This is a genomic window from Caballeronia sp. LZ001 (assembly GCF_031450875.1).
Classification (GTDB): Bacteria; Pseudomonadota; Gammaproteobacteria; order Burkholderiales; family Burkholderiaceae; genus Caballeronia.
Window position 1 is genome coordinate 459,926 of record NZ_JARTVX010000005.1, and the last position, 20,308, is coordinate 480,233.

Annotated in this window: 21 protein-coding genes; 15 read left to right on the forward strand and 6 right to left on the reverse strand. The window is 57.7% G+C overall.

The window, feature by feature from the left end; translation table 11 throughout:
• Positions 1-133 precede the first annotated feature (133 nt).
• The 9 genes from P9292_RS38590 (at position 134) to P9292_RS38630 (ending at position 8,366) form a co-directional block, all read left to right on the forward strand.
• Entirely contained in the window at positions 134-1,021 is an 888-nt protein-coding gene (locus P9292_RS38590) for a LysR substrate-binding domain-containing protein (protein ID WP_309964827.1), read from the forward strand.
• Positions 1,022-1,062: 41 nt separating this feature from the next.
• Positions 1,063-1,791, forward strand: a complete 729-nt coding sequence (locus P9292_RS38595; protein ID WP_250510541.1) for a GntR family transcriptional regulator — start codon at positions 1,063-1,065, stop codon at positions 1,789-1,791.
• 284 nt (positions 1,792-2,075) lie between these two features.
• Positions 2,076-3,026 (forward strand): ABC transporter substrate-binding protein, encoded by a 951-nt coding sequence (locus tag P9292_RS38600; protein ID WP_309964830.1) that lies wholly within the window; start codon positions 2,076-2,078, stop codon positions 3,024-3,026.
• 80 nt (positions 3,027-3,106) lie between these two features.
• The gene (locus P9292_RS38605) at positions 3,107-3,895 is read left to right on the forward strand and encodes an ABC transporter ATP-binding protein (protein WP_309847713.1); all 789 of its coding nucleotides are present in this window, start codon (positions 3,107-3,109) and stop codon (positions 3,893-3,895) included.
• On the forward strand, positions 3,892-4,650 hold the full coding sequence (locus P9292_RS38610) for an ABC transporter permease (RefSeq protein ID WP_250467965.1): 759 nt from the start codon (positions 3,892-3,894) through the stop codon (positions 4,648-4,650). Before P9292_RS38605 ends, P9292_RS38610 begins: the two co-directional genes overlap by 4 nt.
• Positions 4,647-5,423: an ABC transporter permease gene (locus P9292_RS38615; protein ID WP_244831300.1), complete on the forward strand. Its 777-nt coding sequence runs from the start codon at positions 4,647-4,649 to the stop codon at positions 5,421-5,423. Before P9292_RS38610 ends, P9292_RS38615 begins: the two co-directional genes overlap by 4 nt.
• Before the next feature lie 2 nt (positions 5,424-5,425).
• Positions 5,426-6,844 carry a 3-isopropylmalate dehydratase large subunit gene (leuC, locus tag P9292_RS38620; RefSeq protein ID WP_309964832.1) on the forward strand — a complete coding sequence of 473 codons (1,419 nt, stop codon included), beginning with the start codon at positions 5,426-5,428 and terminating at the stop codon, positions 6,842-6,844.
• Positions 6,841-7,458: a 3-isopropylmalate dehydratase small subunit gene (gene leuD / locus P9292_RS38625; RefSeq protein WP_309964835.1), complete on the forward strand. Its 618-nt coding sequence runs from the start codon at positions 6,841-6,843 to the stop codon at positions 7,456-7,458. The genes leuC and leuD overlap by 4 nt, the downstream gene beginning before the upstream one ends.
• A gap of 35 nt (positions 7,459-7,493) precedes the next feature.
• Complete coding sequence (locus tag P9292_RS38630; RefSeq protein WP_309964837.1) at positions 7,494-8,366, forward strand: isocitrate lyase/PEP mutase family protein; 873 nt, start codon at positions 7,494-7,496, stop codon at positions 8,364-8,366.
• 15 nt (positions 8,367-8,381) lie between these two features.
• Here P9292_RS38630 and P9292_RS38635 read toward each other — a convergent pair whose 3' ends face one another.
• Positions 8,382-9,758 (reverse strand): gluconate:H+ symporter, encoded by a 1,377-nt coding sequence (locus tag P9292_RS38635; protein WP_309964839.1) that lies wholly within the window; start codon positions 9,756-9,758, stop codon positions 8,382-8,384.
• Between the two features lie 296 nt (positions 9,759-10,054).
• Here P9292_RS38635 and P9292_RS38640 point away from each other — a divergent pair, with 296 nt between their 5' ends.
• Entirely contained in the window at positions 10,055-10,777 is a 723-nt protein-coding gene (locus P9292_RS38640; RefSeq protein WP_309964841.1) for a haloacid dehalogenase type II, read from the forward strand.
• Positions 10,778-10,836: 59 nt separating this feature from the next.
• On the opposite strand, the gene P9292_RS38645 is transcribed toward P9292_RS38640, so the two are convergent.
• From P9292_RS38645 to P9292_RS38655, 3 genes are all read right to left on the reverse strand, one after another.
• Positions 10,837-11,130, reverse strand: a complete 294-nt coding sequence (locus P9292_RS38645; protein WP_244831306.1) for a DUF1330 domain-containing protein — start codon at positions 11,128-11,130, stop codon at positions 10,837-10,839.
• Between the two features lie 120 nt (positions 11,131-11,250).
• Entirely contained in the window at positions 11,251-12,132 is an 882-nt protein-coding gene (locus P9292_RS38650; protein WP_309964843.1) for an oxaloacetate decarboxylase, read from the reverse strand.
• 88 nt (positions 12,133-12,220) lie between these two features.
• Positions 12,221-13,135, reverse strand: a complete 915-nt coding sequence (locus P9292_RS38655; RefSeq protein WP_250467971.1) for a LysR family transcriptional regulator — start codon at positions 13,133-13,135, stop codon at positions 12,221-12,223.
• Between the two features lie 112 nt (positions 13,136-13,247).
• Between P9292_RS38655 and P9292_RS38660 the strand changes: the two genes are divergently transcribed.
• The 4 genes from P9292_RS38660 to P9292_RS38675 all read left to right on the forward strand — a co-directional run bounded on the left by P9292_RS38660 (position 13,248) and on the right by P9292_RS38675 (position 17,429).
• The gene (locus P9292_RS38660; RefSeq protein WP_309964845.1) at positions 13,248-13,991 is read left to right on the forward strand and encodes an SDR family NAD(P)-dependent oxidoreductase; all 744 of its coding nucleotides are present in this window, start codon (positions 13,248-13,250) and stop codon (positions 13,989-13,991) included.
• Entirely contained in the window at positions 13,991-14,794 is an 804-nt protein-coding gene (locus P9292_RS38665) for a TIM barrel protein (protein WP_309964847.1), read from the forward strand. The genes P9292_RS38660 and P9292_RS38665 overlap by 1 nt, the downstream gene beginning before the upstream one ends.
• 35 nt (positions 14,795-14,829) lie before the next feature.
• The gene (locus P9292_RS38670) at positions 14,830-16,185 is read left to right on the forward strand and encodes an MFS transporter (RefSeq protein WP_309964849.1); all 1,356 of its coding nucleotides are present in this window, start codon (positions 14,830-14,832) and stop codon (positions 16,183-16,185) included.
• A 65-nt stretch (positions 16,186-16,250) separates the two neighbouring features.
• A complete protein-coding gene (locus P9292_RS38675) occupies positions 16,251-17,429 on the forward strand; it encodes an alpha/beta fold hydrolase (RefSeq protein ID WP_309964851.1) in 1,179 nt (392 codons plus the stop codon).
• Between the two features lie 39 nt (positions 17,430-17,468).
• On the opposite strand, the gene P9292_RS38680 is transcribed toward P9292_RS38675, so the two are convergent.
• Together P9292_RS38680 and P9292_RS38685 are read right to left on the reverse strand one after the other, a co-directional pair.
• Complete coding sequence (locus P9292_RS38680) at positions 17,469-17,882, reverse strand: phytanoyl-CoA dioxygenase family protein (protein ID WP_309964853.1); 414 nt, start codon at positions 17,880-17,882, stop codon at positions 17,469-17,471.
• Positions 17,833-18,390 carry a phytanoyl-CoA dioxygenase family protein gene (locus P9292_RS38685; protein ID WP_309964855.1) on the reverse strand — a complete coding sequence of 186 codons (558 nt, stop codon included), beginning with the start codon at positions 18,388-18,390 and terminating at the stop codon, positions 17,833-17,835. Before P9292_RS38685 ends, P9292_RS38680 begins: the two co-directional genes overlap by 50 nt.
• Positions 18,391-19,104: 714 nt before the next feature.
• Here P9292_RS38685 and P9292_RS38690 point away from each other — a divergent pair.
• A complete protein-coding gene (locus P9292_RS38690; protein ID WP_409015563.1) occupies positions 19,105-20,292 on the forward strand; it encodes an acyltransferase family protein in 1,188 nt (395 codons plus the stop codon).
• Positions 20,293-20,308: the final 16 nt, after the last annotated feature.

Below are 20,308 nucleotides of genomic sequence, written 5' to 3' on the forward strand. Positions count from 1 at the left end.
AATTCTGTTTGATGCGGTGAGTGTCGCAAAGCAACGCTTCGTCATGCCGCCATCGCGATATGCGATGACGAGTCAATTTTCAGTACACTGCGATTGCCGCTCTTAACGATCATCAACGGCCTGAACAAGCCCTATGCATTCGATCGATCCGCTTTCGCTGAGACTCTTCGTCGCGGTTGCCGAGGCGGGCACCATTGCCGCCGCGGCTGAACGTGAACACATTGCGGCTGCCGCGGTAAGTCGACGTATCAGCGAGATTGAAGCCATGTTCGGCGTGCCTTTATTGCATCGCACGAATAAAGGCGTAGTGCCGACCGAAGCGGGGGAACGGCTCGTCGCTTTGGCGCTTAGCGCGCTGCATCATTTCGACGATATTGCCCTGCAAATGCGCGACTTCACCAATGGCCTTAGCGGTATGGTGCGCATCGCGGCGAACAACTCGTCCATCGTGCAATTCCTGCCTCAGGATATTCAGTCTTTCGCGGCCAGTTATCCCAATGTTCGCTTGCAAGTGGACGAAAAGCCCAGTATGCAAGTCGTGCGCGCGATCGCCGATAACGCGGCCGACATAGGCGTCTTTACAGCCGTGCCGCATGGTCGTGCTATTCAGACGCTTCCCTATCGTACCGACAATCTCGTGCTCGTCACGCCGCCGGGTCACGCGCTTTCGCTAAGAAATTCGATAGCTTTCGCCGAAGCACTAGACTTCGAATTCGTCGTCTTGCCGGCCGATACCGCTATAAGCCAATGTCTTACGCGAGCCGCAAACGAAGATGGCCGCGCCGTCAACGTGCGCATTCAGGTGACAGTCTACGATGCCCAATGTCTGATGATCGGTGCAGGCCTTGGTCTTGGTGTCATGCCCGATGCAGTCGCACGCCAACATGCAAGGTCCTCGGGACTCTGCGTCGTCGCTTTAACGGATAAATGGGCCGCGCGTGAACTCCTGATAGGAATGCGCTCGCTCGATGCCCTGCCCGAAGCCTGCAGAAAACTCGTCGCGCATCTGGCAGCCGTATAACGTCATTGCCGGTGCTAACATCGGCTAAGGAGACGCAAATCATGAGCGCCACGCGCGTAAAGATCGTGCAGGACGAGCCACCGGTCGCAACCGCTAACGGAACGAAACCCGTCAAGCGCAACACGACCGAGCTTGCATATGCCGAATTACGCCGCAGAATCATCGAAAGCGAATTGACGCCTGGTTCCTACATGCTCGAACAGGAACTCGGTTTGATGCTGGGCTTCAGCCGCACGCCGATTCGCGAAGCCGCAATTCGTCTGCAGGGCGAGGGACTCGTGCAGATCGTGCCTAGGCATGGCATTCGTATCGTGCCAACTTCCATCTCCGACATCAGGAACATCTACCAGGTCCTCATCAGCCTGGAATCGACGGCTGCCAGCCTTATTGCGTCGAAGAAGGGCGTGGACATCACACCCCTTGTCACCGCGTGCGAGGCGATGAGCGCGGCATACGAACGCGGCGACATGTTGGCTTGGGCTGCCGCGGACGAAGTCTTTCACGAAACGCTTGTCGCGCTTAGCGGGAATGCCCGATTGCAAAGCGTGGTCATGAATTGTCGCGATCAAGTGCATCGCGTGCGACGCTTTACCCAAATGGTCAAACCGCATCCGCAACCCGTGAAATCCGTGCAAGAGCATTACGGCATCATCGACGCGATGCAATGCGGCGATGCGGCAACGGCAAGCGCGCTATATCGTGCACATCGAGAGCGCGGCTGGCGCGACCAAACGAGCGTACTGCAACAATTCGGCATTCAACAGGCCTGAAGCAGCGCCTTCCTTAAGGCACGCGACAAGAGTCGAGCCAGCTCGAACACGGGTATGTCCGCCCCCGGCATTTCTGGACTTTAAAGAATTTAATGCATACATTAACTTGCACGGTTAAGGCAGACGTGCGAGCTCGATTTCGCGCGCGGCTGAATAGTCCGCTTAGTCAGGAAGCTTAAAAACATAGTGCGGCCGCATGCGCCAAGCACGATGCGAGACCGCCCAACATGGATGGAGACGCCTACATGTCTGGAATACGGAGAATCGCCCGTAGTGTTCTTTTAATGCCTCTCGCTGCCGCGTCCATTTGCGCGACGCATGTTCAGGCCGCGCCGCTTACCGTGACGCATTGGGGTGACGGCATGTATGGCGTGCCTTTTGCGGTCGCCATGGAAAAAGGCTTCTTCAAGGAAGCCAACGTGGACGTAACAGGCTTCATCACATCGGAAGGCGGCGGCACCACCGTGCGCAATGCGATGGCTTCCGAGATTCCTTATGGCGAGGTCGCCCTGCCGGCCGCCATTTCCGCAGTCAAACAAGGTGTCGACCTGACAATTGTGCATGGCGGCGTGCAGAGTCTCGCCGACCTTGTCTGGGTGGAACTAAAGAACGGCACCATCACCAACATCAAACAAATGAAGGGCAAGACTATCGGCTATAGCAGCCCGAAGTCGACTACGGATACGGTCGTGACGATTGCGTTAGACCGTGCAGGTCTCGCAGGCCAAGTGCAGCGCAAGCCGGTCGGTAGTTCTAGCGGTATGCTGACTTCGCTGCAACAAGGCGCTGTCGATGTCGCTTACATGACGGAGCCTTCCTATAGCGGGAAAAAAGATCAGTTGCGCATAGCTTTTCGCTCTTCCGATATCGTGCCTAACGAGACACAGACCGTGGGCATCGTGCGCACCGACTATCTCAAGTCGCATCCCGAGGTGATACGCGGAATTATCAATGCGCGTCGCAAGGCGGTGCAGTACATTGCCGCGCACCGTGAAGAATCGGCGCAGATTCTGGCGAAGCAATACAAGATGGACCCCGCTGTCGCGACGTCGGCGGTCAATAACGTGCTCGAGTCCGATCCGAAGTACTGGAGCGAAGGAAGCTTCGATCGCAAAGGCATGGAAGAAGTGCTCAAGGGCCTGATACTCGTCAAGGCCATTCCGGAAGGCCCGTTCGATTGGTCGAAGATCGTCGACGAGTCTCTGCTTCCCGCCGATCTGCAAACGAAAAAGTGAGGCACGCGATGAGCGTATTGTCACGTCGCACGCGAATTTCCGTTGTTTCCACAGACGCTGCGACACAGGCGGGGGATCGTGTGCAAGCGCGCGTGACCGATGTCACGCGCATTTATCCCGGCATTGCAGGCAAGCCTCCTTTTCATGCGCTCGGCCCCGTAAGTTTGGAATTGCGCGCGGGTGAATTCTTTTCGGTTGTCGGCCCTTCCGGTTGCGGTAAGTCCACTTTGCTGGATGTGCTCGCAGGCCTTAATCCCGCAAGCGGCGGCACTGTCGAATTCGAAGGGCATGCAGTGGGACGCGAGGTTCCGGATGGCGTGGCCGTCGTGTTTCAGGAAGACGCGAGCTTTCCATGGCTCAACGTCTTTGACAACGCAGCCTTTGCGGCGCGTCGCGCAGGCGTGGCAGAGAACGAAGTAAAGGCGCGCGTCGATCATGCATTGTCTTTCATGGGTCTCAAGTCTTTCGCGCGTGTTTATCCCGCGCAACTCTCGGGCGGAATGCGGCAACGCGTTTGCATCGCGCGCGCCATGGTCGTGCGTCCGCGTCTCATGTTGCTCGACGAACCATTCGGCGCATTAGATCAGCAGACACGTCTCCTCATGGGCGATGAGATGCTCAAGCTTTGGCGCGATACGGGCGCGACCATCATGCTCATTACGCATTCGATCGACGAAGCGGTGCTGCTGTCCGATCGCATTGGTGTGATGTCGGCGTGTCCGGGACGCTTCATATCGACCATTGAAACCGGCTGGCCGCGTCTTCGCGACAGCAAGATCGCACTCGATGCGCGCTTCGGCGAACTGACCGCGCAAGTGTGGGGGCTGTTGCGCGAAGAGGCCATGAAAGCGCTAGGGAGCCAGTCATGAGCGTTGCCGCACGCTGGCGCGTGGGAATAGTCATCGGCTTCATTTTGTTGCTGGAGATAGCGACTCGTTTTGCATGGATCAATCCTGTCTCATTCATTCCGCCTTCGCGTATGGCGGTGAGCGCCTGGGACATTCTCGCGTCAGGGCAATACACCGTGGATATCGTGCAGACGCTTAGCAGCGCATTGCTGGCTGTCGCGCTTGCGGTGGTAGTGGGCTTTATCGGCGGCGTGTTGCTGTTCAGATTGCCGCGCGCAAGGCGTGTGCTGGACCCCTTGCTGCTTTCCTACTATGCGGTGCCCGTCTTCGTGCTGTATCCGATCTTGATCGTGATCTTCGGCTTGAACCGCTGGCCTCTGGTTGGCATCGGGTTTCTCTTTGCGGTCGTCGCCATGGCCGTAAATACTTTGAATGGTCTTGAACGTGTGCCTCGTGTGCTGTTGCGCACGGCGCGCGTATGCCGCTTAAATACGCTAGACGAGGTGCGCCTCATCACCTTGCCCGCGAGTCTTCCGTTCGTATTTACAGGCATCAAGCTCACCGTGGTCTACGCGTTCATCGCGGTGGTAGCGGGTGAATTCGTGTTGTCCGGGTCGGGCTTCGGTTATCAAATCGCATTCGCCTACAACGCGTTCGACAATTCGACGATGTACGGCCTCATGCTCCTGATGCTGATTTTCGTTGCCACGCTCAATGCCCTTTTACGCACAGCGGAAACGCGTCTCTATCGGCGCATCAGAAGGGAGGCCGCATGAGCACTGTCGTCGTCACGCATACGGCAAGGCCGCGACACACGCGGCGATGGATGGACGCGCTCGTGCTCGTCGTGGTGCTGGTCGGGCTTTGGCAAGGCGCAAGCGGGTGGCTTGGCCCCGATGTGCTGACCACGCCGCTGCATACCGTCCAACGTGCAATGCATATAGTCAGCGACCCGGATTTTCCGGAAAGCCTCTATGTCACATCGCTTGCCTTTGCTTCGGCGTTCGCCATCTCTGCCGTAGCAGGCGTTTTTCTCGGTCTGTTTCTTGGCGTGCGACGCTTGGCCGGTGAGGTGATGGAGCCGCTAATGATGGGCTTTTATTCCATTCCCAAGGTCACGCTTTATCCGGTCGTGCTGCTCGCTTGCGGTCTCGGGTTATGGGCCAAGATCGTATTCGGTGTGATACACGGGATCGTTCCGATTACGCTCTTCACCATGAATGCGGTAAAGAATATGCCGCCTATCTACGCACGCGCGGCCCGCACTTACCGCATGAACCCGATGGATTTCGCGCGTCATGTGTTGCTGCCCGCATGCGTGCCTGAAGTCGTAGCGGGACTGCGCATCGGCTTTTCGCTTACCTTGCTTGGCACGCTTATCGGCGAGATGTTCGCGTCGCAAAGCGGTATCGGCCGCATGTTGATGATCGCCATGAACCGCAACGAAACGAGCACGATCATGGCGCTTGCGCTCATGCTTTTCGTGTTCGCCACACTGGTGAATCTCATGTTCCTTAAATGGCAGCGTCATCTCACGCATAGCGATTGATCATGCACACGCTCTTCGACAAGTTGTGGGACAGCCATACTATTTCCCATCTCGCAGGAGGCGCCGATCTGCTGCACGTGGATCGTCATCTGATGCACGAGCTCACCGGCGTGGAAGCGGTCCGCGTGCTTGAAAAGCGCGGCCTTGGCGTGGATAGTCCCGCGCTTACCTTCGCCACCGTCGATCATGTGATTTCGACGGCCCCAGGACGCCGCGCAGGCGATGCCGACTGGAGCACCGAGATGGTCGAATCGATGCGCACGCAGATGACGCATCACGCGATTCCCATCTTCGACATAGGCCAGGCAGGCCTTCAGGGCATCGTGCATGTGATCGGACCGGAGCTCGGCCTTTCTTTGCCAGGAACGTCCATCGTTTGCGCGGATAGTCATACATGCACGCATGGTGCAATGGGCGCGCTTGCCTTCGGTATCGGTTCGACGGAGGTCGTGCATGTGCTTGCGACGCAAACCATTCGACAAAAGCGCCCAAAGACGATGCGTGTGCGCTTCAATGGCAAGCTGCGCGAAGGCGTGACCGCAAAGGACATGATTCTGTATCTCATCGGAAAGATCGGCGCGGCTGGCGGCACGGGCTATGCCGTCGAATACGCGGGCGATGCGGTCGAAGCATTGAGCATGGAAGGCCGCCTCACACTGTGCAATCTAAGCATCGAGCTAGGGTCCAAGTTTGGCCTCGTCGCGCCCGATGAAACCACGTTCGCTTATCTGCGCGACAAGCCTTATGCACCGCAAGGCGAGCAGTTCGACCAGGCTGTCGCCGACTGGAAGATGCTTGCAAGCGATTCGGAGGCACAGTTCGATCGCGAGATCGGTATCGATGCGTCGTCCATCGGCGTACAGGTCACGTGGGGCACGAGTCCCGAACACGTGATTGCGCTGGACGATGTCATACCCGACCCCGCATCGCTCGATGATGAATCGCGCCGTCATGCCGCCGAAAATGCGATCGACTACATGGGCGTGCGTGCCGGACAGCATCTGGATGAACTAAGCGTGGACCGCGTATTCATAGGCTCGTGTACGAATAGCCGGATCGAAGACTTGCGTGCGGCAGCACATGTGGTCCATGGTCAGCATGTCGCCAGCAACGTGAAGGCTTGGGTCGTGCCGGGATCGCTCACGGTGGCGCGTCAAGCCGAGCAGGAAGGGCTCGATGCGATCTTCCGTGCCGCTGGCTTCGAATGGCGCGAGCCGGGCTGTTCGATGTGCGTGGGCGCAAATGGCGACGTGGTTGGGCGTGGCGAACGTTGCGTATCGACCTCGAATCGCAATTTCATTGGCAGGCAAGGTCCCGGTGCGCGTACGCATCTGGCTAGCCCTGCAGTTGCCGCAGCTAGCGCCATTGCGGGGCATATCGCCGCGCCACGTGTGCGTCAAACGGAAGGGGCGTCGCAATGAAAGCGGTGACGATCATCTCCGGAGCAGCGGCTCCGCTCATGCGAGACAACGTCGATACGGATCTCATCATCCGCATCGAAAGAATTTCGCAACTCGTGCGCGGACAGTTGGGACCCTATCTGCTCGAGACCTTGCGTTATTGCGGCGACGGTCCGCAAAGTGGTGAACGTGAGGACTTCGTTCTCAATCAGCCCGCATTCAGAAGCGCATGCACAGTCCTCGGTGGTAGCAACTTCGGTTGTGGCAGCTCGCGCGAAATGGCGGTGTGGGCGCTTGAGGAAGCGGGCATTCGATGCGTCATCGCTTCATCGTTCGGCGACATCTTCTATAACAACTGTCTTCAGAACGGACTGCTTCCTGTGCGACTCGACGCTGCCGAGATCGAGTGCATAGCGGTTGCTGCTAGCGATGGAACGCCCATCGAGGTCGATCTCGGTGCGCTCGAAATTCGCGCCCATGGGTTGGAAACGATTCACTTCGAATTCGATCCGGCACAGCAGCGAGCGCTTCTGGAAGGACTCGACGAGATCGATCAGACGCGCCTTCTTGCAGACGATATTGCGCGCTTTCTTTTGAGGGATCGAAAAGCGCGCAGTTGGGCTTACTTCGCTTGACACATCGACATCATTCAACTTGCCGGAGAATCATCTTGACCCGTTCAGCCCGTTTTCGCGAATTGTTCAAAGAGGGCCCATTCGTTTGCATGGGCGCGCACGATGCGTTGACCGCGATGCTGGCGGAACAGGCCGGCGCCAAGTCGCTATACGTTAGCGGTTTCGTTGCATCCGGCGTGATTGCAGGGCAGGCGGATATCGGCGTACTCTCGCAGACGGAAATGTTCGAGCATATCCGCCGCATTTGCCGCGTGACGACAGTGCCCATATTCGCGGATGCCGATACGGGCTACGGCGGCATCCTCGACGTGCAGCGCACGATCCGTCTATGGGAAGAAGCGGGCGCATCGGTGCTGCATCTCGAAGATCAAGCATTGCCCAAGAAATGTGGACACTATGCGGGCAAGCAGCTCGTATCGAAGGACGAGATGGTGCTCAAGTTGCGCGCAATGATCGAGGCGCGCACCGATCCGAACTTCTTCATCGTGGCCCGTACGGATGCGATTGCAGTAACCGGAATCGACGATGCGATCGCGCGGCTCGAAGCCTACGCCGAAGCAGGCGCGGATGGCCTCTATGCCGATGCGCCCGAAAGCCTCGAACACATGCGCGAGCTCACGCGTCGTCTCAAGCCGTTAGGCAAGCCGATTCTTTTCAATCAGGCGCGAACGGGAAAGAGTCCGTTCGTCTCGATGAAAGAGGCCTACGAAATAGGCTTCGATTACACCCTCGCCCCAATCGAGTCGATGCTTGCCATGCATAAAGCTGTCAAGGAAGTCATGATCGACTTCATGCGCGAAGGCACGACAGATGCCATTGCAGACCGGCTCACGACCTTCGAGGAATACAACCGCTTTGTCGGGCTCGACAAAGCGATGGAAGTCGAGAAGCACTTTGCGACCTCGTAAAGATAAAAGACATCGCTAGTTGAGCAGCGTCCACAAGGCGAGGGTCAGCACGAGTCCGACGACCGACACGATGGTCTGCAAGACCGACCAAACGGCTACCGTGCGCTTGAGCGTTAAGCCGAAATATTCGCGCACCATCCAGAAGCCCGCGTCGTTGACGTGACAGAAGAACACGGACCCGGCGCCGATGGCAAGCGCCATCAACGAGTTGTGCGTGGCAGACAAGCCGCTGACCACGGGCGCCACGATACCGGCTGTCGTCGTCGTGGCGACTGTTGCCGATCCGGTGGCTTGCCTGAGCGCCACTGCGATCAGCCACGCAAGCAAGACCAGCGGCAGATGCGCGCCCACGGCGATCTTGCCGATGGTCGTGCTGATGCCTGCGGCGACGAGTGTCTGCTTGAGTCCACCGCCTGCGCCGATGGTGAGCAGAAGCGCCGCGATTGGCGGCAGGCTCTTGCGCAAGATGCCGCCTACGCGATCGCGCGCCATGCCGCGCGACCAACCGAGCATCACGATGGCGAAGAGTACCGTTAGAGCAAGCGCAATCAACGGTTCGCCTACGAAGTCGAGCGTGTCGTAAAGCAGCATGTCCTTGGTAAGCGCGAGCTTGGCGATAGTGCGGCCGAGCATCATCACGACGGGTAGAAGTATCGTGATAAGCGAGATTGCGAAGCCCGGTGTCGCTGCGCCATCCGCATGCTCGGTAAAGAGTATGCCCATCTCTTCTGGCTCTTCGACGTGCATGCGCTTCGAAAGCCAGATGCCGTAGAGCGGACCCGCCAGAATCACGGCCGGCAGCGCGACGATCAAACCGAGCCCGAGCGTCAGTCCAAGATCTGCATGCAATGCGCTCACGGCAATGAGCGGCCCTGGATGCGGCGGTAATAATGCATGCAAAGTCGTCATGCCGGCGAGCGCGGGGATCGCGATGCGCAGGATCGGCTGCTTGGAGCGCCGTGCCATCACGAAGATGATCGGCACCATCATTACAAGGCCTACTTCGAAGAAGAGCGGCAGGCCCACGATGATCGCGACGAGCGCCATCATCCACGGCAGACTGCGGGGCGTGGAAAGATCGAGCAGGGTCGTCACCAACCGATCCGCTGCCCCCGACTCGGCCATCAGCGCACCGAGCATGGCGCCGAGCGCGATGATGATGCCGACATCGCCGAGCAACGCTCCCGCACCCTTGCTAAAGGCCTGCGCAATGGCTTCCAACGGTTGATGCGCAGCGAAACCGGCAACGAATGTACCCACTAGGATAGACAGGAACGGCGCGAGCTTGAGAACGCCGATTGAGAGGATGATGACCGCAAGGCCGAGCGCGCAGGCGATCAGAAGCTGAGTATCGTGGGCTGACCACGAAGCAAGAGTTGTCGTTGGGTTCACAGTGACTTTGTGCTGGCGCGCGGCGGCGGCATGCCGGAGCGCTTACGGTTTGCTTTCGTCCGCTCTTGAGCAGACGCGAGGCCTCGTCGTAATAGCATTTTTTTTCGCGATGGTCAAAATATGGCGTCGTCACGTTTTGCATTCGGTGTCTTGCATGATGCATGCAATCGACAAAATGCAGTGTCATTCAACGCGCTTTGGCCATACTGCGAACAGTCTTACGCGGTAGAACCAAGCGCAGGGAGCTGTGGCCTTGCTAGACTAGCTTTGAGAATTGAAGCCAACGGAGAAGTCTCGTGACCCAGCCCTTAGTAAAGGCTTTCGTATTCGACGTTTTCGGTACCGTGGTGGACTGGCGCGGCGGCATAGCGCGGGAGGCTGCGTCGTTTCTAAACGCTTACGGTCAAGCGAACGCATCGCCGGAAGCGTTTGCCGATGCATGGCGCAGTCGCTATGCGCCCGCAATGCAGAAAGTCCGCAGTGGCGAAAGACCGTTCGTAAGGCTGGATGTCTTGCATCGAGAAAATCTGGACGACGTGTTGCCCGAATTCGGCATCGACAAAGATGCCGTTCCAACGCATGTGCTCGATGAGTTGAATCTCGCGTGGCATCGTCTGGACCCTTGGCCCGATTCCGTAAAAGGACTTGCGCGCCTCAAGACGCGCTACATCATTGCGCCGTTATCGAACGGCAATATCAAGTTAATGGTGGACATGGCGAAACACGGTGGTCTGCCATGGGATGCGATTCTCGGCGCGGAAACAGCGCAGGCTTATAAGCCAACGCCGCAGGCTTATCTGCGTGCGGTCGATGCGCTCATGCTCAAGCCTGAAGAGGTGTGCATGGCGGCGGCCCATAATAGCGATCTCGTCGCGGCAAGGGCGTGCGGCCTGAAGACTGCGTTTATCGCTCGGCCTTATGAGCACGGTGCGCGACAAGCCACAGACCTCAAAGCAGAAAGCGATTGGGACTTCATCGTGAACGACTTGAACGAACTGGCCGATGCAGCCGGCGCTTGAATGGTGACTCAAGGCGATGACGAGGGGACGTCATCGCCTGTCGAACAAAGCGCAGGACGTTATTCAACGCCTTCGACAATGCGGAAATCACGCTCCACTGAATCGCCTAACGTAACGAGCGCGTCCTGATAGGTCTTGCTGTCGTAAGCGGCTTTAGCAGCATCGAGTGAGTCGAACTCGATGATTACCGTGCGTTCCTTAACGCCATCGCCCTGAATGAACGACGCCACGCCGCGCGCGAGAGGGCGTCCGCCGCCTTCCTTGATCGCAACCGTCGCCTGCTTCGCGTACTCCGCGGCCTGATCAGCGTTGATGATCTTGCGGTATGCGCTGACCCAATATCCCTTTGCCATCTCTATCTCCGTTTTGTTACCTGAGTGATTGAGCGCCGGACTTCGTCACGTGCGACTCGTCCGGTTCGAAGGCAGCATAGCAAACTCTCGCTTGAGGCATGCGAGCGCTAAGAGCAGCCTTTAATCGGCTGCGTATTTGCGGTCCAGCTCGTCGTACAGCGGCTTGTTCACGAGCCGCTGACGTTCCGAAAAAGGTGCAACTATGCCTGGATCTTCATCGAGACGGCCTTGTGTCTTTAGTGCCGACAACGCCGTCTGCATACCACGCACGGCGCCTTGCAACGCGGCGTTGGCATAAAGGACGAGGCTAAAGCCAAGGCGCTCGAGGTCCTCTCGCGCTGTTACCGGCGTCTTTCCGCCGATGACGAGATTGATGAGTTGCGGCGCTTCGACGAGTTCGGTTAGCGAGGCAATTTGCTCTGGCGTCTCGATGGCTTCGATGAAAAGAATGTCGGCCCCGGCTTCGACAAATGCGCGCGACCGCTCTATGGCGCGGTCGAAGCCTTCCACCGCGCAGGCATCCGTGCGTGCAATGATCTGGAAATTCGCGTCCTCGCGTGCGTCGACCGCGGCGTGGATCTTGCCGACCATTTCGCTGGTCGAGACCACGTTCTTACCCGCGAAATGGCCGCATTTCTTAGGCATCACCTGATCTTCGAGTTGAATGGCGTCCGCGCCAGCGCGCTCGAGCGTGCGTACGGTGTGGCGCACATTGAGTGCATTGCCGAAGCCGGTATCCGCATCGACGATGAGCGGAACATCGACGGCATCGCGAATACGAGAGGTATGTTCCGCGACTTCCGCGAGGCTGATGAAACCAAGATCGGGCAGTCCTAGCGACATATTCGTAACGCCTGCGCCGGTTATATAAATTGCTTCGAAGCCGAGGTCGACGGCCACGCGTGCGCTCATCGCGTTGAAAGCGCCCGGTAACAGCAGTGCGCGGCGCGCGTTGACCAATTCGCGAAAGGCGGCGCGGCGGCGAGAGGATGACGTGGTCATGGCTTGATTCCGTAAGTAAGAGATTTTTGTGTTTGGTTCATGTTAAAGCGTGCAGCGGTTTGGCGCTTGGCGTCAAGCGCGTCGTCGCTTAACCGGGAACACGCGCATCGGGAATGGCGCGGCCTAGGCGCTGCGCATTCTTATAGACTGCCTGCATGAATAGAACCGCGTTGCGCGATGGCGGCGCAAAGCGCGAATAAACGAAGCTTGCCGTCAAATGTATGTGTTCGCGTAGCGGGCGTATGGTGAGAGCTGTGCCTGCCGTGGCGAAATCATCGACGATGGTCACGCCGAGCCCGCCTTCGACGAGCGCCAGTGCCTGATCGGCGCGCATCACGTCGATCGTCGACTTGAGTTCGACGCCCGCTTGCTGGCACGTCTGTGCGATCACGGTTCCAAACGGAATGTCTCGCTTGAACAGCACCACGGGTTCGCTTACCAGGTCTGCAAGCGACACGACCGATGCCGCTTCAAGTCTGTGCCCCCTTGGCAAGGCGCAAACCATGCTGCCGTACATGAACGAAACGTTTTCCAGATGTTCGTGCGTGACCGGCATTGCGGCAACGGCGACCTCTGCTTCCTTGCTCAAGATTTCCATCGGCATGTCCGCCATTAGTGTGGTCTGCCAGCCTACGGTCAGTGCAGGCAGCTTGGCCTTGATATCGACGAGCGCGGGAGCCACGACGCTCATTGCGAGCGATGCACTGCAAGTGACGCGCAAAAGGCTCGACGGCCCTAGCGAAAGCGCGCGCGCGAATTCATCCACGCGCACGGCAGCCTGATAAACCTGCTCGATTTCCCTGAATAACGCATGTGCCTCGGCCGTGGGAATGAGGCGGCTCTTGGAGCGCTCGAATAAGCGCAGGTCCAATGTCGTCTCGATGTGAGACACGAGCTTGCTCACTGCAGGCTGCGATACGTAGAGCAACTTGGCTGCCGCGTTGATGGAGCCTGTGAGCATGACCGCACGAAAGACTTCCATATGGCGGAGTTTGAAGCGCATCGGTTCGCCGTACAGCTTAACTAAAAGTTATAGCTTAAAGGAAATTCAGCATACGACAAAGCCAGCGTTTGTCCTTAGTATCGGTTCGAGTGATTTCTATCGCAAAGGGACCATGAACAAACTGGATTTGCAGGACCGTGTATGTGTCATCACCGGCGGCTCCGGTGGTATCGGGTATGCGATTGCTGAGCGCTTCGTTGCGTCGGGTGCGAAGGTCGTGCTTTGGGATATCGACAGCGAGGCTGCCTTTTCCAAGGCCAAGCAGGCTCACGCGGCTTTCGCTTCTCAAGTAGATGTGACGAATGCCGCCAGTGTAGCCAACGCGGCGCAGGAAGCACACAAGCGCTTAGGATCAATCGATGTGTTGATCAACGCTGCGGGTATCAATGGAGATATCGGTCCAGTAGAGACATATTCGATCGACGCATGGCGGCGCGTACTCGACATCAATCTTACGGGCGTTTTTATTTGTTGCCGCGAAGTGCTGCCTTATCTGCGTCGCGCGCGGCATGGACGTATCGTGAGTCTGTCGTCGGTCGGGGGCAAGGAGGGCAACCCGAACCAGGGTGCTTATGGCGCGTCGAAGGCAGGCGTGATCGCATTGACGAAGTCGCTTGGCAAGGAGCTCGCGGATACCGAGATTCGCGTCAACTGCGTGACGCCCGCGGCAATCGAATCCGACATGCTGCGCGGCATGACCGAGAATGCACGCAACTTCGTGCTCGCCAAGATTCCGCTAGGACGCGCGGGCCGTCTAGACGAAGTTGCGTCGATGGTGACATGGCTCGCCACGGAGGAATGCTCGTTTTCCACCGGCGCGGCGTTCGATTTGACGGGTGGAAGGGCAACGTATTGATGAAACCCCTATCGCTCGCTCATCTCACGGTACTGGACGTAGGCCCGCCAGATCTTATCGAACTGGCGGCGAGCGCTGGCTTTCGAGCAATCAGCATTCGTCTTTGCTCACCCGTGCACGGCGGTATCGAGTATCCATTGCTTGCGAGGTCACCTGAATTGCGTTCGATCAAGCGCTTGCTGCATGAGCTCGACGTGAAGGTGACCGATATCGAAGTGATTAGTCTTGCGGCCAATAGTTCCATTGGTAACTATGAAAGCACATTCGAGGCAGGCGCGGAACTTGGAGCACACCGTGCATGCGTGAATATCGACGATACCGACCGCGCACGCGTCATCGATCGCTTCAGCGCATTATGCGATCTCGCGGCGCCATTCGGTTTGTCGCTCGATGTCGAGTTCATGCTATGGCGTCCTGTTGCGCGTCTAGCCGATGCTGTGAATATCGTGCTGTCCTCTGGCAAGCCCAATGCGTTTGTTCTGATCGACGCACTTCATCTCATTCGTTCAGGCGGAACGGTGGAAGAGGTCGCGGCGCTTGATCCGCAAATCATCGGCAGCGTTCAGCTTTGTGATGCGCCAATGGCGTCTCCCGCTGACATCGTTGCAGAGGCACGTGGAGATCGGTTGTTGCCCGGGGAAGGGGAGTTGCCCTTGCGCGCCCTGCTTGCCGTGTTGCCCGATAACCTTCCGCTAGCAGTCGAAGTGCCGCTTAAGCGCGAAACCAATCCGCTTAAACGCGCGATACTCGTACAACATGCTAGTCAAAGCCTTCTTGAGACGAGCGCTCGCGTAACACGATAGAAGCTTCGACTTCCATAAAAAAACACGGAGACAACATGACGACAGAAACGATTGGTCGAACCTCGGAGACGACATCATCGGGCGTGCCAGGCGGCAAGCATGCCAGAAAGGCCGCAATCGCGGCGTGGATCGGCAGCGCGCTCGAATACTACGACTTCTTCATCTACGGCACTGTCGCCGCGCTCGTCTTTCCAAAGATATTCTTCCCGCCCGGCGACATGACCGCCGCGACGCTTGCATCGATGGCGACCTTTGGCGTGGCTTATGCCGCACGTCCTTTAGGCTCGTTCCTCATGGGCCACTACGGTGACAGGCTCGGCAGAAAGGTCGTGATGGTCGGCACCTTGCTCTTGATGGGGCTCTCGACGTTCTTAGTGGGATGCCTGCCGACTTATCAGACCGCGGGACTGCTCTCACCTGCGCTACTCGTGTTGATGCGAATCTTGCAGGGCATCTCCGCAGCAGGGGAACAAGCCGGAGCGAATTCAATGTCGTTCGAGCACGCGCCAGCGCATCGTCGGGGTTATTACACGAGTTGGACTTTAAGCGGGACGCAGGGCGGTCAGGTGCTTGCGCCCGCTGTAGTCTTGCCGCTTGCGGCTTTGTTACCCGAAGATCAATTGCTGTCGTGGGGCTGGCGCTTGCCTTTCTGGTTGAGTGTGGCGGTGGTGATCGTCGGCTTTATCGTGCGTAGCCGACTCGAAGAGACGCCCGCCTTCGAAAGCGAAGCCTCGCATGGCGAGGTGCCGAATATGCCGCTCAAGACGCTGCTTACGGGTTATCGCAAGGAATTGCTACAGGTTTTCTTTGCCGCGCTCATTGCGTCTATAGGCACGACGTTCGCCGTGTTTGCGCTTTCGTTTTCGCGCGCACAGGCGCAACCCATCAGCACTTCGGTCATGCTGTGGACGGCTATCGTCGCTAACTTCATCGCGGTCTTCACCATTCCGTTATGGGCCACGCTATCCGACCGTATCGGCCGACGACCTGTATTTATCGCGGGAAACTTGCTGTGCGCAGTTAGCGTCGTGATCTTTTTGTGGTCAATCACGACGGGGAGCAATGCGCTCGTTTTTGCAGCGGGAGTAGTGCTCGGCGGCTTCGCTTATAGCATCACGAATGCAGTGTGGCCGGCGACATACGCGGAACGCTTTCCGACGCAAGTCCGCCTTTCCGGCATGGCGATCGGCACGCAGTTTGGCTTCGCCGTGGCCGGGTTTGCGCCGCTAGTGGAATCCGCGCTCATAGGTAAATACAGTACGGCGTCGTGGGTCATGCCGGCTGCATTCGCGGTGCTGGTGTGTCTGTTGTCCGCAGTGTCCATCTTTTCTATGCGGGAGACTTATGACGTTCCGCTCGAGCAGCTCGGCAAACGTAATTCGATCCTCTAGCGCTGACGCCAACGCGGCCCTCGCGGCATGAAGCATAATGGCTCCGAACTCGACAGGAGCCATGCATGACCGAAACGTTGAAGGATCTGCCGTTGCCCGATGGCATCCGCTCACGTCTGATCGACAACGGCAATGGCCTCTCCATGCACGTGCTGGAAGCAGGTTTCGAAACGCCGGGCAGACCATGCATCGTGCTCTTGCATGGCTTTCCCGAGCTTGCTTTCAGCTGGCGCAAGGTGATGCCGGCGCTTGCCAATGGCGGCTATCATGTCGTCGCGCCCGATCAGCGCGGCTACGGGCGTACCACGGGCGCGGCTGCTATACTCGATACGGATCTCGACGACTTCAATTTTCCAAATCTCGTGCGGGACGTGCTTGGGCTTATAAGTGCCTTGGGCTATCACAGCGTGGCAGCGGTCATCGGCCATGATTTTGGTTCGCCCGTAGCAGCTTGGTGCGCGTTGATCAGGCCGGATGTCTTCAGGTCGGTGGTCATGCTTAGCGCGCCGTTTGCGGGGCCGCCGACATTTCCATTTGGCACCGCATCGGAACATGCGCTGCATGAGGCGGGCGATACGGCATTGAACGAGATGGCCACTGTCTTGGCGGCGCTAGACGCGCTCGACCCGCCCCGTAAGCACTATCAATGGTATTACTCGGGTGCCGATGCGAATGAAGACATGTGGCACGCGCCGCAAGGCATGGCCGCATTTCTGCGCGCTTATTTTCACGTGAAGAGTGCGGACTGGCCGGAAAATCATCCTCATCCTTTAGCGGCGTTGAGCGCGGAAGAACTCGCTACGTTGCCGACTTACTATGTGATGGAGAAAGATAAGAGCATGCATGAGACGGTCGCACCGCATATGCCTTCGGAGGAGCAGATCGCATCATGCGCATGGATGCCGGAACGCGATCTCGACGTCTATGCGGGGGAATATTCGCGCACCGGTTTTCAAGGCGGGCTTAACTGGTATCGCTGCGCGACTAGCGACGCTCACACGGCCGCGCTTAAGACATGGTCAGGCAGCACGATAGACGTGCCTGCATGTTTCATTGCTGGAAGTAGCGACTGGGGCATGTATCAGCGGCCTGGCCAATACGAAGCGATGCGCATGCGCGCATGCAGCAATTTCCGCGCGGTGCATATGATTGAAGGTGCCGGGCATTGGGTGCAGCAAGAACAGCCGGTCACGGTGGCTAACCGAATTCTGCGATTTCTCAGGCAGGACGCGTTCGGCTTTTAGACTGCCGCACGCGTCCTCTTTCCCTGATGCTTCTAATACTCAACCGGCGGTGCGCTTACCCTTGATAAGACGCGCTACGCGTTCGGCGCCGAGCCGCCATTCATAAGGATTCGTGTAGTCGAACTCGCGCACCTTGCGGGACAAATATGGCCAAAAGCTGTCTCGCGTCCTGGAGTCGTTCACACGCGCCTGCCGTGAGAGACGGCGATTGTCGTTCCAGGGAAAGCTGCGGACTTCTTTCGATGCCCGTCGCGGCAAGCCAAACACCATCGAATACGCATAACGCGGTGCATCCGAATGATTCGGACCCGCGAAATGCAGCGTACGTCCCGCATGAATGGTGCAGTCGCCGAGTTCGAGCGGACAAACGACCGCCTCGCCAGCATTGAAGCCCGTGACGCATTCAAGGCCATGCGTGCTCGGATCGCCGCCAATGGGGCCATGCGGAAGCACGGGTCCAATATGCGACGCCGGCGATGAACTGCATGCACCCGTTGGTCAGCGACACCGGCTGCAAGGGGAACCAGAAGTTCACCTCTCGATGTTCGATGCGCGGGTCGGTGAATGCTTCATCCTGATGCCAGGGTGTCACGGCCTCGGTATGAGCGGGCTTATGAAAAAAGCTGTCGCTCACGAAGCGTGCCTTGGGGCCGAGCAGTTGCATGGCGACACGTTGCACGCGCCGATTCAGCTCACTCTCCATGAGGCTTCGCTCGAAATGCGACGGACCATGCAATTGCGCGAGCTTAGGCTTGTCCGGACCCTCACCTTCCGGATAAAAGTCGAACAGCATGCCTTGCTTGAATCCCGCCTTTTCGCGCAGCAGGCGGTCGCCAATTGTACGCAAGGTCTTAATTTCCGCATGCTCCGCAACTTTCTCAAGACGAAGAAATCCGTCCTTCCAAAAGCCCTCGCATTGCGCTTGGGATAACGATGTCATCTCCCTTGTCGCCCCGCTCAAAGAAAGAAATGCATATCACTGGAATAAAGCTTCAACAGTGAAACAGCACACAAAACAGCGTTCTGTACGGTCTCGCACAAAGCGCCCCCATGGCCCTCGACGTCTGGCTGAACTTGCCGACTTTGATTTTTTTGAAGTCTTTAGCACGCAGCACACGGTTGAACTTTACGCGAAAGATGCTTTCACCTTTGTTCGCTGCCGCTTACTGAGAGAACAACAAGCGATACCAAATTGACGCTAATCTTGAAGAAATCGCTAGCAATCGCGCCGAGGTCCATCAAATGTGCTAGCCGCCAACCTTAGTCTACGTGGTGGAGCATACATCATGCTTTCATTCGTTGGCGCGTTACAGTCGCTTGCAACGCACCCATCTGGCGGATTCGAGCGGCATTGGCGGACAAAGCCTGGCTGAGAGCGGCAATCAGCCAGCAACATTTCCCGCTTAAACGTTTTACTGTTAAGCGGTTGCAACGATTTAATTGCCATGTCATCTCGATCATTTTTTTTAATATTGTTGCGAATCGCAGACATGCCGCTAAGACATATTCAACTCGAACAGTTTTCCGTCAACAACGACGCCGGCCACATTTACGCAAAGGTGTTTCGGCATGTATCGAATTGCGCGCGCTGGAGAAATCAGGGAACTCGTTGAAGTCATCTATGTCCACGCACCTCGCGGCTGTGAAGGCCGCTATGCATGCAAGGAGGATATCGATGCAGCAAGGACGCGTTGCCGCACTCGACGCTGGTCGTGCGCTCGCGATTGTCGGGGTTGTCGCAGTACATCTATCGTTTCAGTTCCCCAATCTGCCGGGAGCGGTGACGCTGCTGACGCACATGGGGCAGTACGGCGTGCAGTTGTTCTTCGTCATCAGCGCAATCACGATCTTCATGACCCTCGAGATGGACCATGCGCGATGTGTCGACGCGCGCCACGTCGCGCTACGCTTCTACATCAAGCGCTTTTTTCGCATCGCTCCGCTTTACTATGCGGCCATCGTCATCTACGGCCTTATCAGTTACGGGGCGACGCGCTCCGGTTACGAACACGCTTGGGTGCTCGGCGTGCATGGCCCGGTCGATATCCTCCTCAACATGCTTTTCCTGCATGCGCTCTCGCCAACGGCCATCAATAACGTGGTCCCGGGAGGATGGTCTATTGGCGTCGAAATGCTCTTCTACTTGATTGCACCGCTATTGTTTTTCCTGGCGATGAATCGCAAGCGTCTGCTCCTCGCCACCGTAATACTGCTGGCGCTTTCCTTTGCCATTACATCGATGAGCGAATGCCACGGCGTGCTCGATTGCGATGTGACGAACAACTCGTACAGTTACTTCTGGCCGCCCGTGCAGGGACCGTGCTTCATCGTTGGCATGTGGGCGTGGTATGCCTTTCGTTCGCACTTGACGGGCGACGAAAGAGTGACGCGACTTAAGTCGTACCTCTACGCTTCGCTGGCGCTTGGCTTTGCCATCGTGACCGCGATGCTCGGCGTATGGCTCGCTAAAGCTCATGCCCTCGCACCGTTGTTCGCGGCATGTAGCGCCGTAGCTTTCCTGCTGTTCGTTTGCACGCGCAGCGCGCACAAAGCAAGTGCGCCGCCTATCATGCGCAAGACACAAAGCCTGTCGATGATCCGCCGCTGTGCCGCCGCGTTAGGCCGTGAGAGCTACGGCATTTATCTTTGGCATTTCATTTGTGTCTACGTGACCTTCCATTTCTTTGAGGGAAGATTCAAGGAGACAAGCGACGAGACAGCGTTGGCGCTATATGGCGCCACGCTGACTGCGGTGCTGGCTGCGTCGTATGCGTTGTCGAGATTATCGGATCGAGCGATTCAGGGCCGCGCGACGCGGCTCTCGCAGCACTTACTGGCAGCGCTCGACCGACACTTTAATTAGTCTTCGCCTCGTGCGT

Coding starts and splice junctions, on each gene's coding strand:
- P9292_RS38645 (WP_244831306.1), bottom strand. CDS start 11,130: ATGGCAAAGGGATATTGGGTCAGCGCATACCGCAAGATCATCAACGCT.
- leuD (WP_309964835.1), top strand. CDS start 6,841: ATGAAAGCGGTGACGATCATCTCCGGAGCAGCGGCTCCGCTCATGCGA.
- P9292_RS38665 (WP_309964847.1), top strand. CDS start 13,991: ATGAAACCCCTATCGCTCGCTCATCTCACGGTACTGGACGTAGGCCCG.
- P9292_RS38600 (WP_309964830.1), top strand. CDS start 2,076: ATGCCTCTCGCTGCCGCGTCCATTTGCGCGACGCATGTTCAGGCCGCG.
- P9292_RS38690 (WP_409015563.1), top strand. CDS start 19,105: ATGCAGCAAGGACGCGTTGCCGCACTCGACGCTGGTCGTGCGCTCGCG.
- P9292_RS38615 (WP_244831300.1), top strand. CDS start 4,647: ATGAGCACTGTCGTCGTCACGCATACGGCAAGGCCGCGACACACGCGG.
- P9292_RS38595 (WP_250510541.1), top strand. CDS start 1,063: ATGAGCGCCACGCGCGTAAAGATCGTGCAGGACGAGCCACCGGTCGCA.
- P9292_RS38655 (WP_250467971.1), bottom strand. CDS start 13,135: ATGCGCTTCAAACTCCGCCATATGGAAGTCTTTCGTGCGGTCATGCTC.
- P9292_RS38660 (WP_309964845.1), top strand. CDS start 13,248: ATGAACAAACTGGATTTGCAGGACCGTGTATGTGTCATCACCGGCGGC.
- P9292_RS38590 (WP_309964827.1), top strand. CDS start 134: ATGCATTCGATCGATCCGCTTTCGCTGAGACTCTTCGTCGCGGTTGCC.
- P9292_RS38610 (WP_250467965.1), top strand. CDS start 3,892: ATGAGCGTTGCCGCACGCTGGCGCGTGGGAATAGTCATCGGCTTCATT.
- P9292_RS38670 (WP_309964849.1), top strand. CDS start 14,830: ATGACGACAGAAACGATTGGTCGAACCTCGGAGACGACATCATCGGGC.
- P9292_RS38675 (WP_309964851.1), top strand. CDS start 16,251: ATGACCGAAACGTTGAAGGATCTGCCGTTGCCCGATGGCATCCGCTCA.
- leuC (WP_309964832.1), top strand. CDS start 5,426: ATGCACACGCTCTTCGACAAGTTGTGGGACAGCCATACTATTTCCCAT.
- P9292_RS38650 (WP_309964843.1), bottom strand. CDS start 12,132: ATGACCACGTCATCCTCTCGCCGCCGCGCCGCCTTTCGCGAATTGGTC.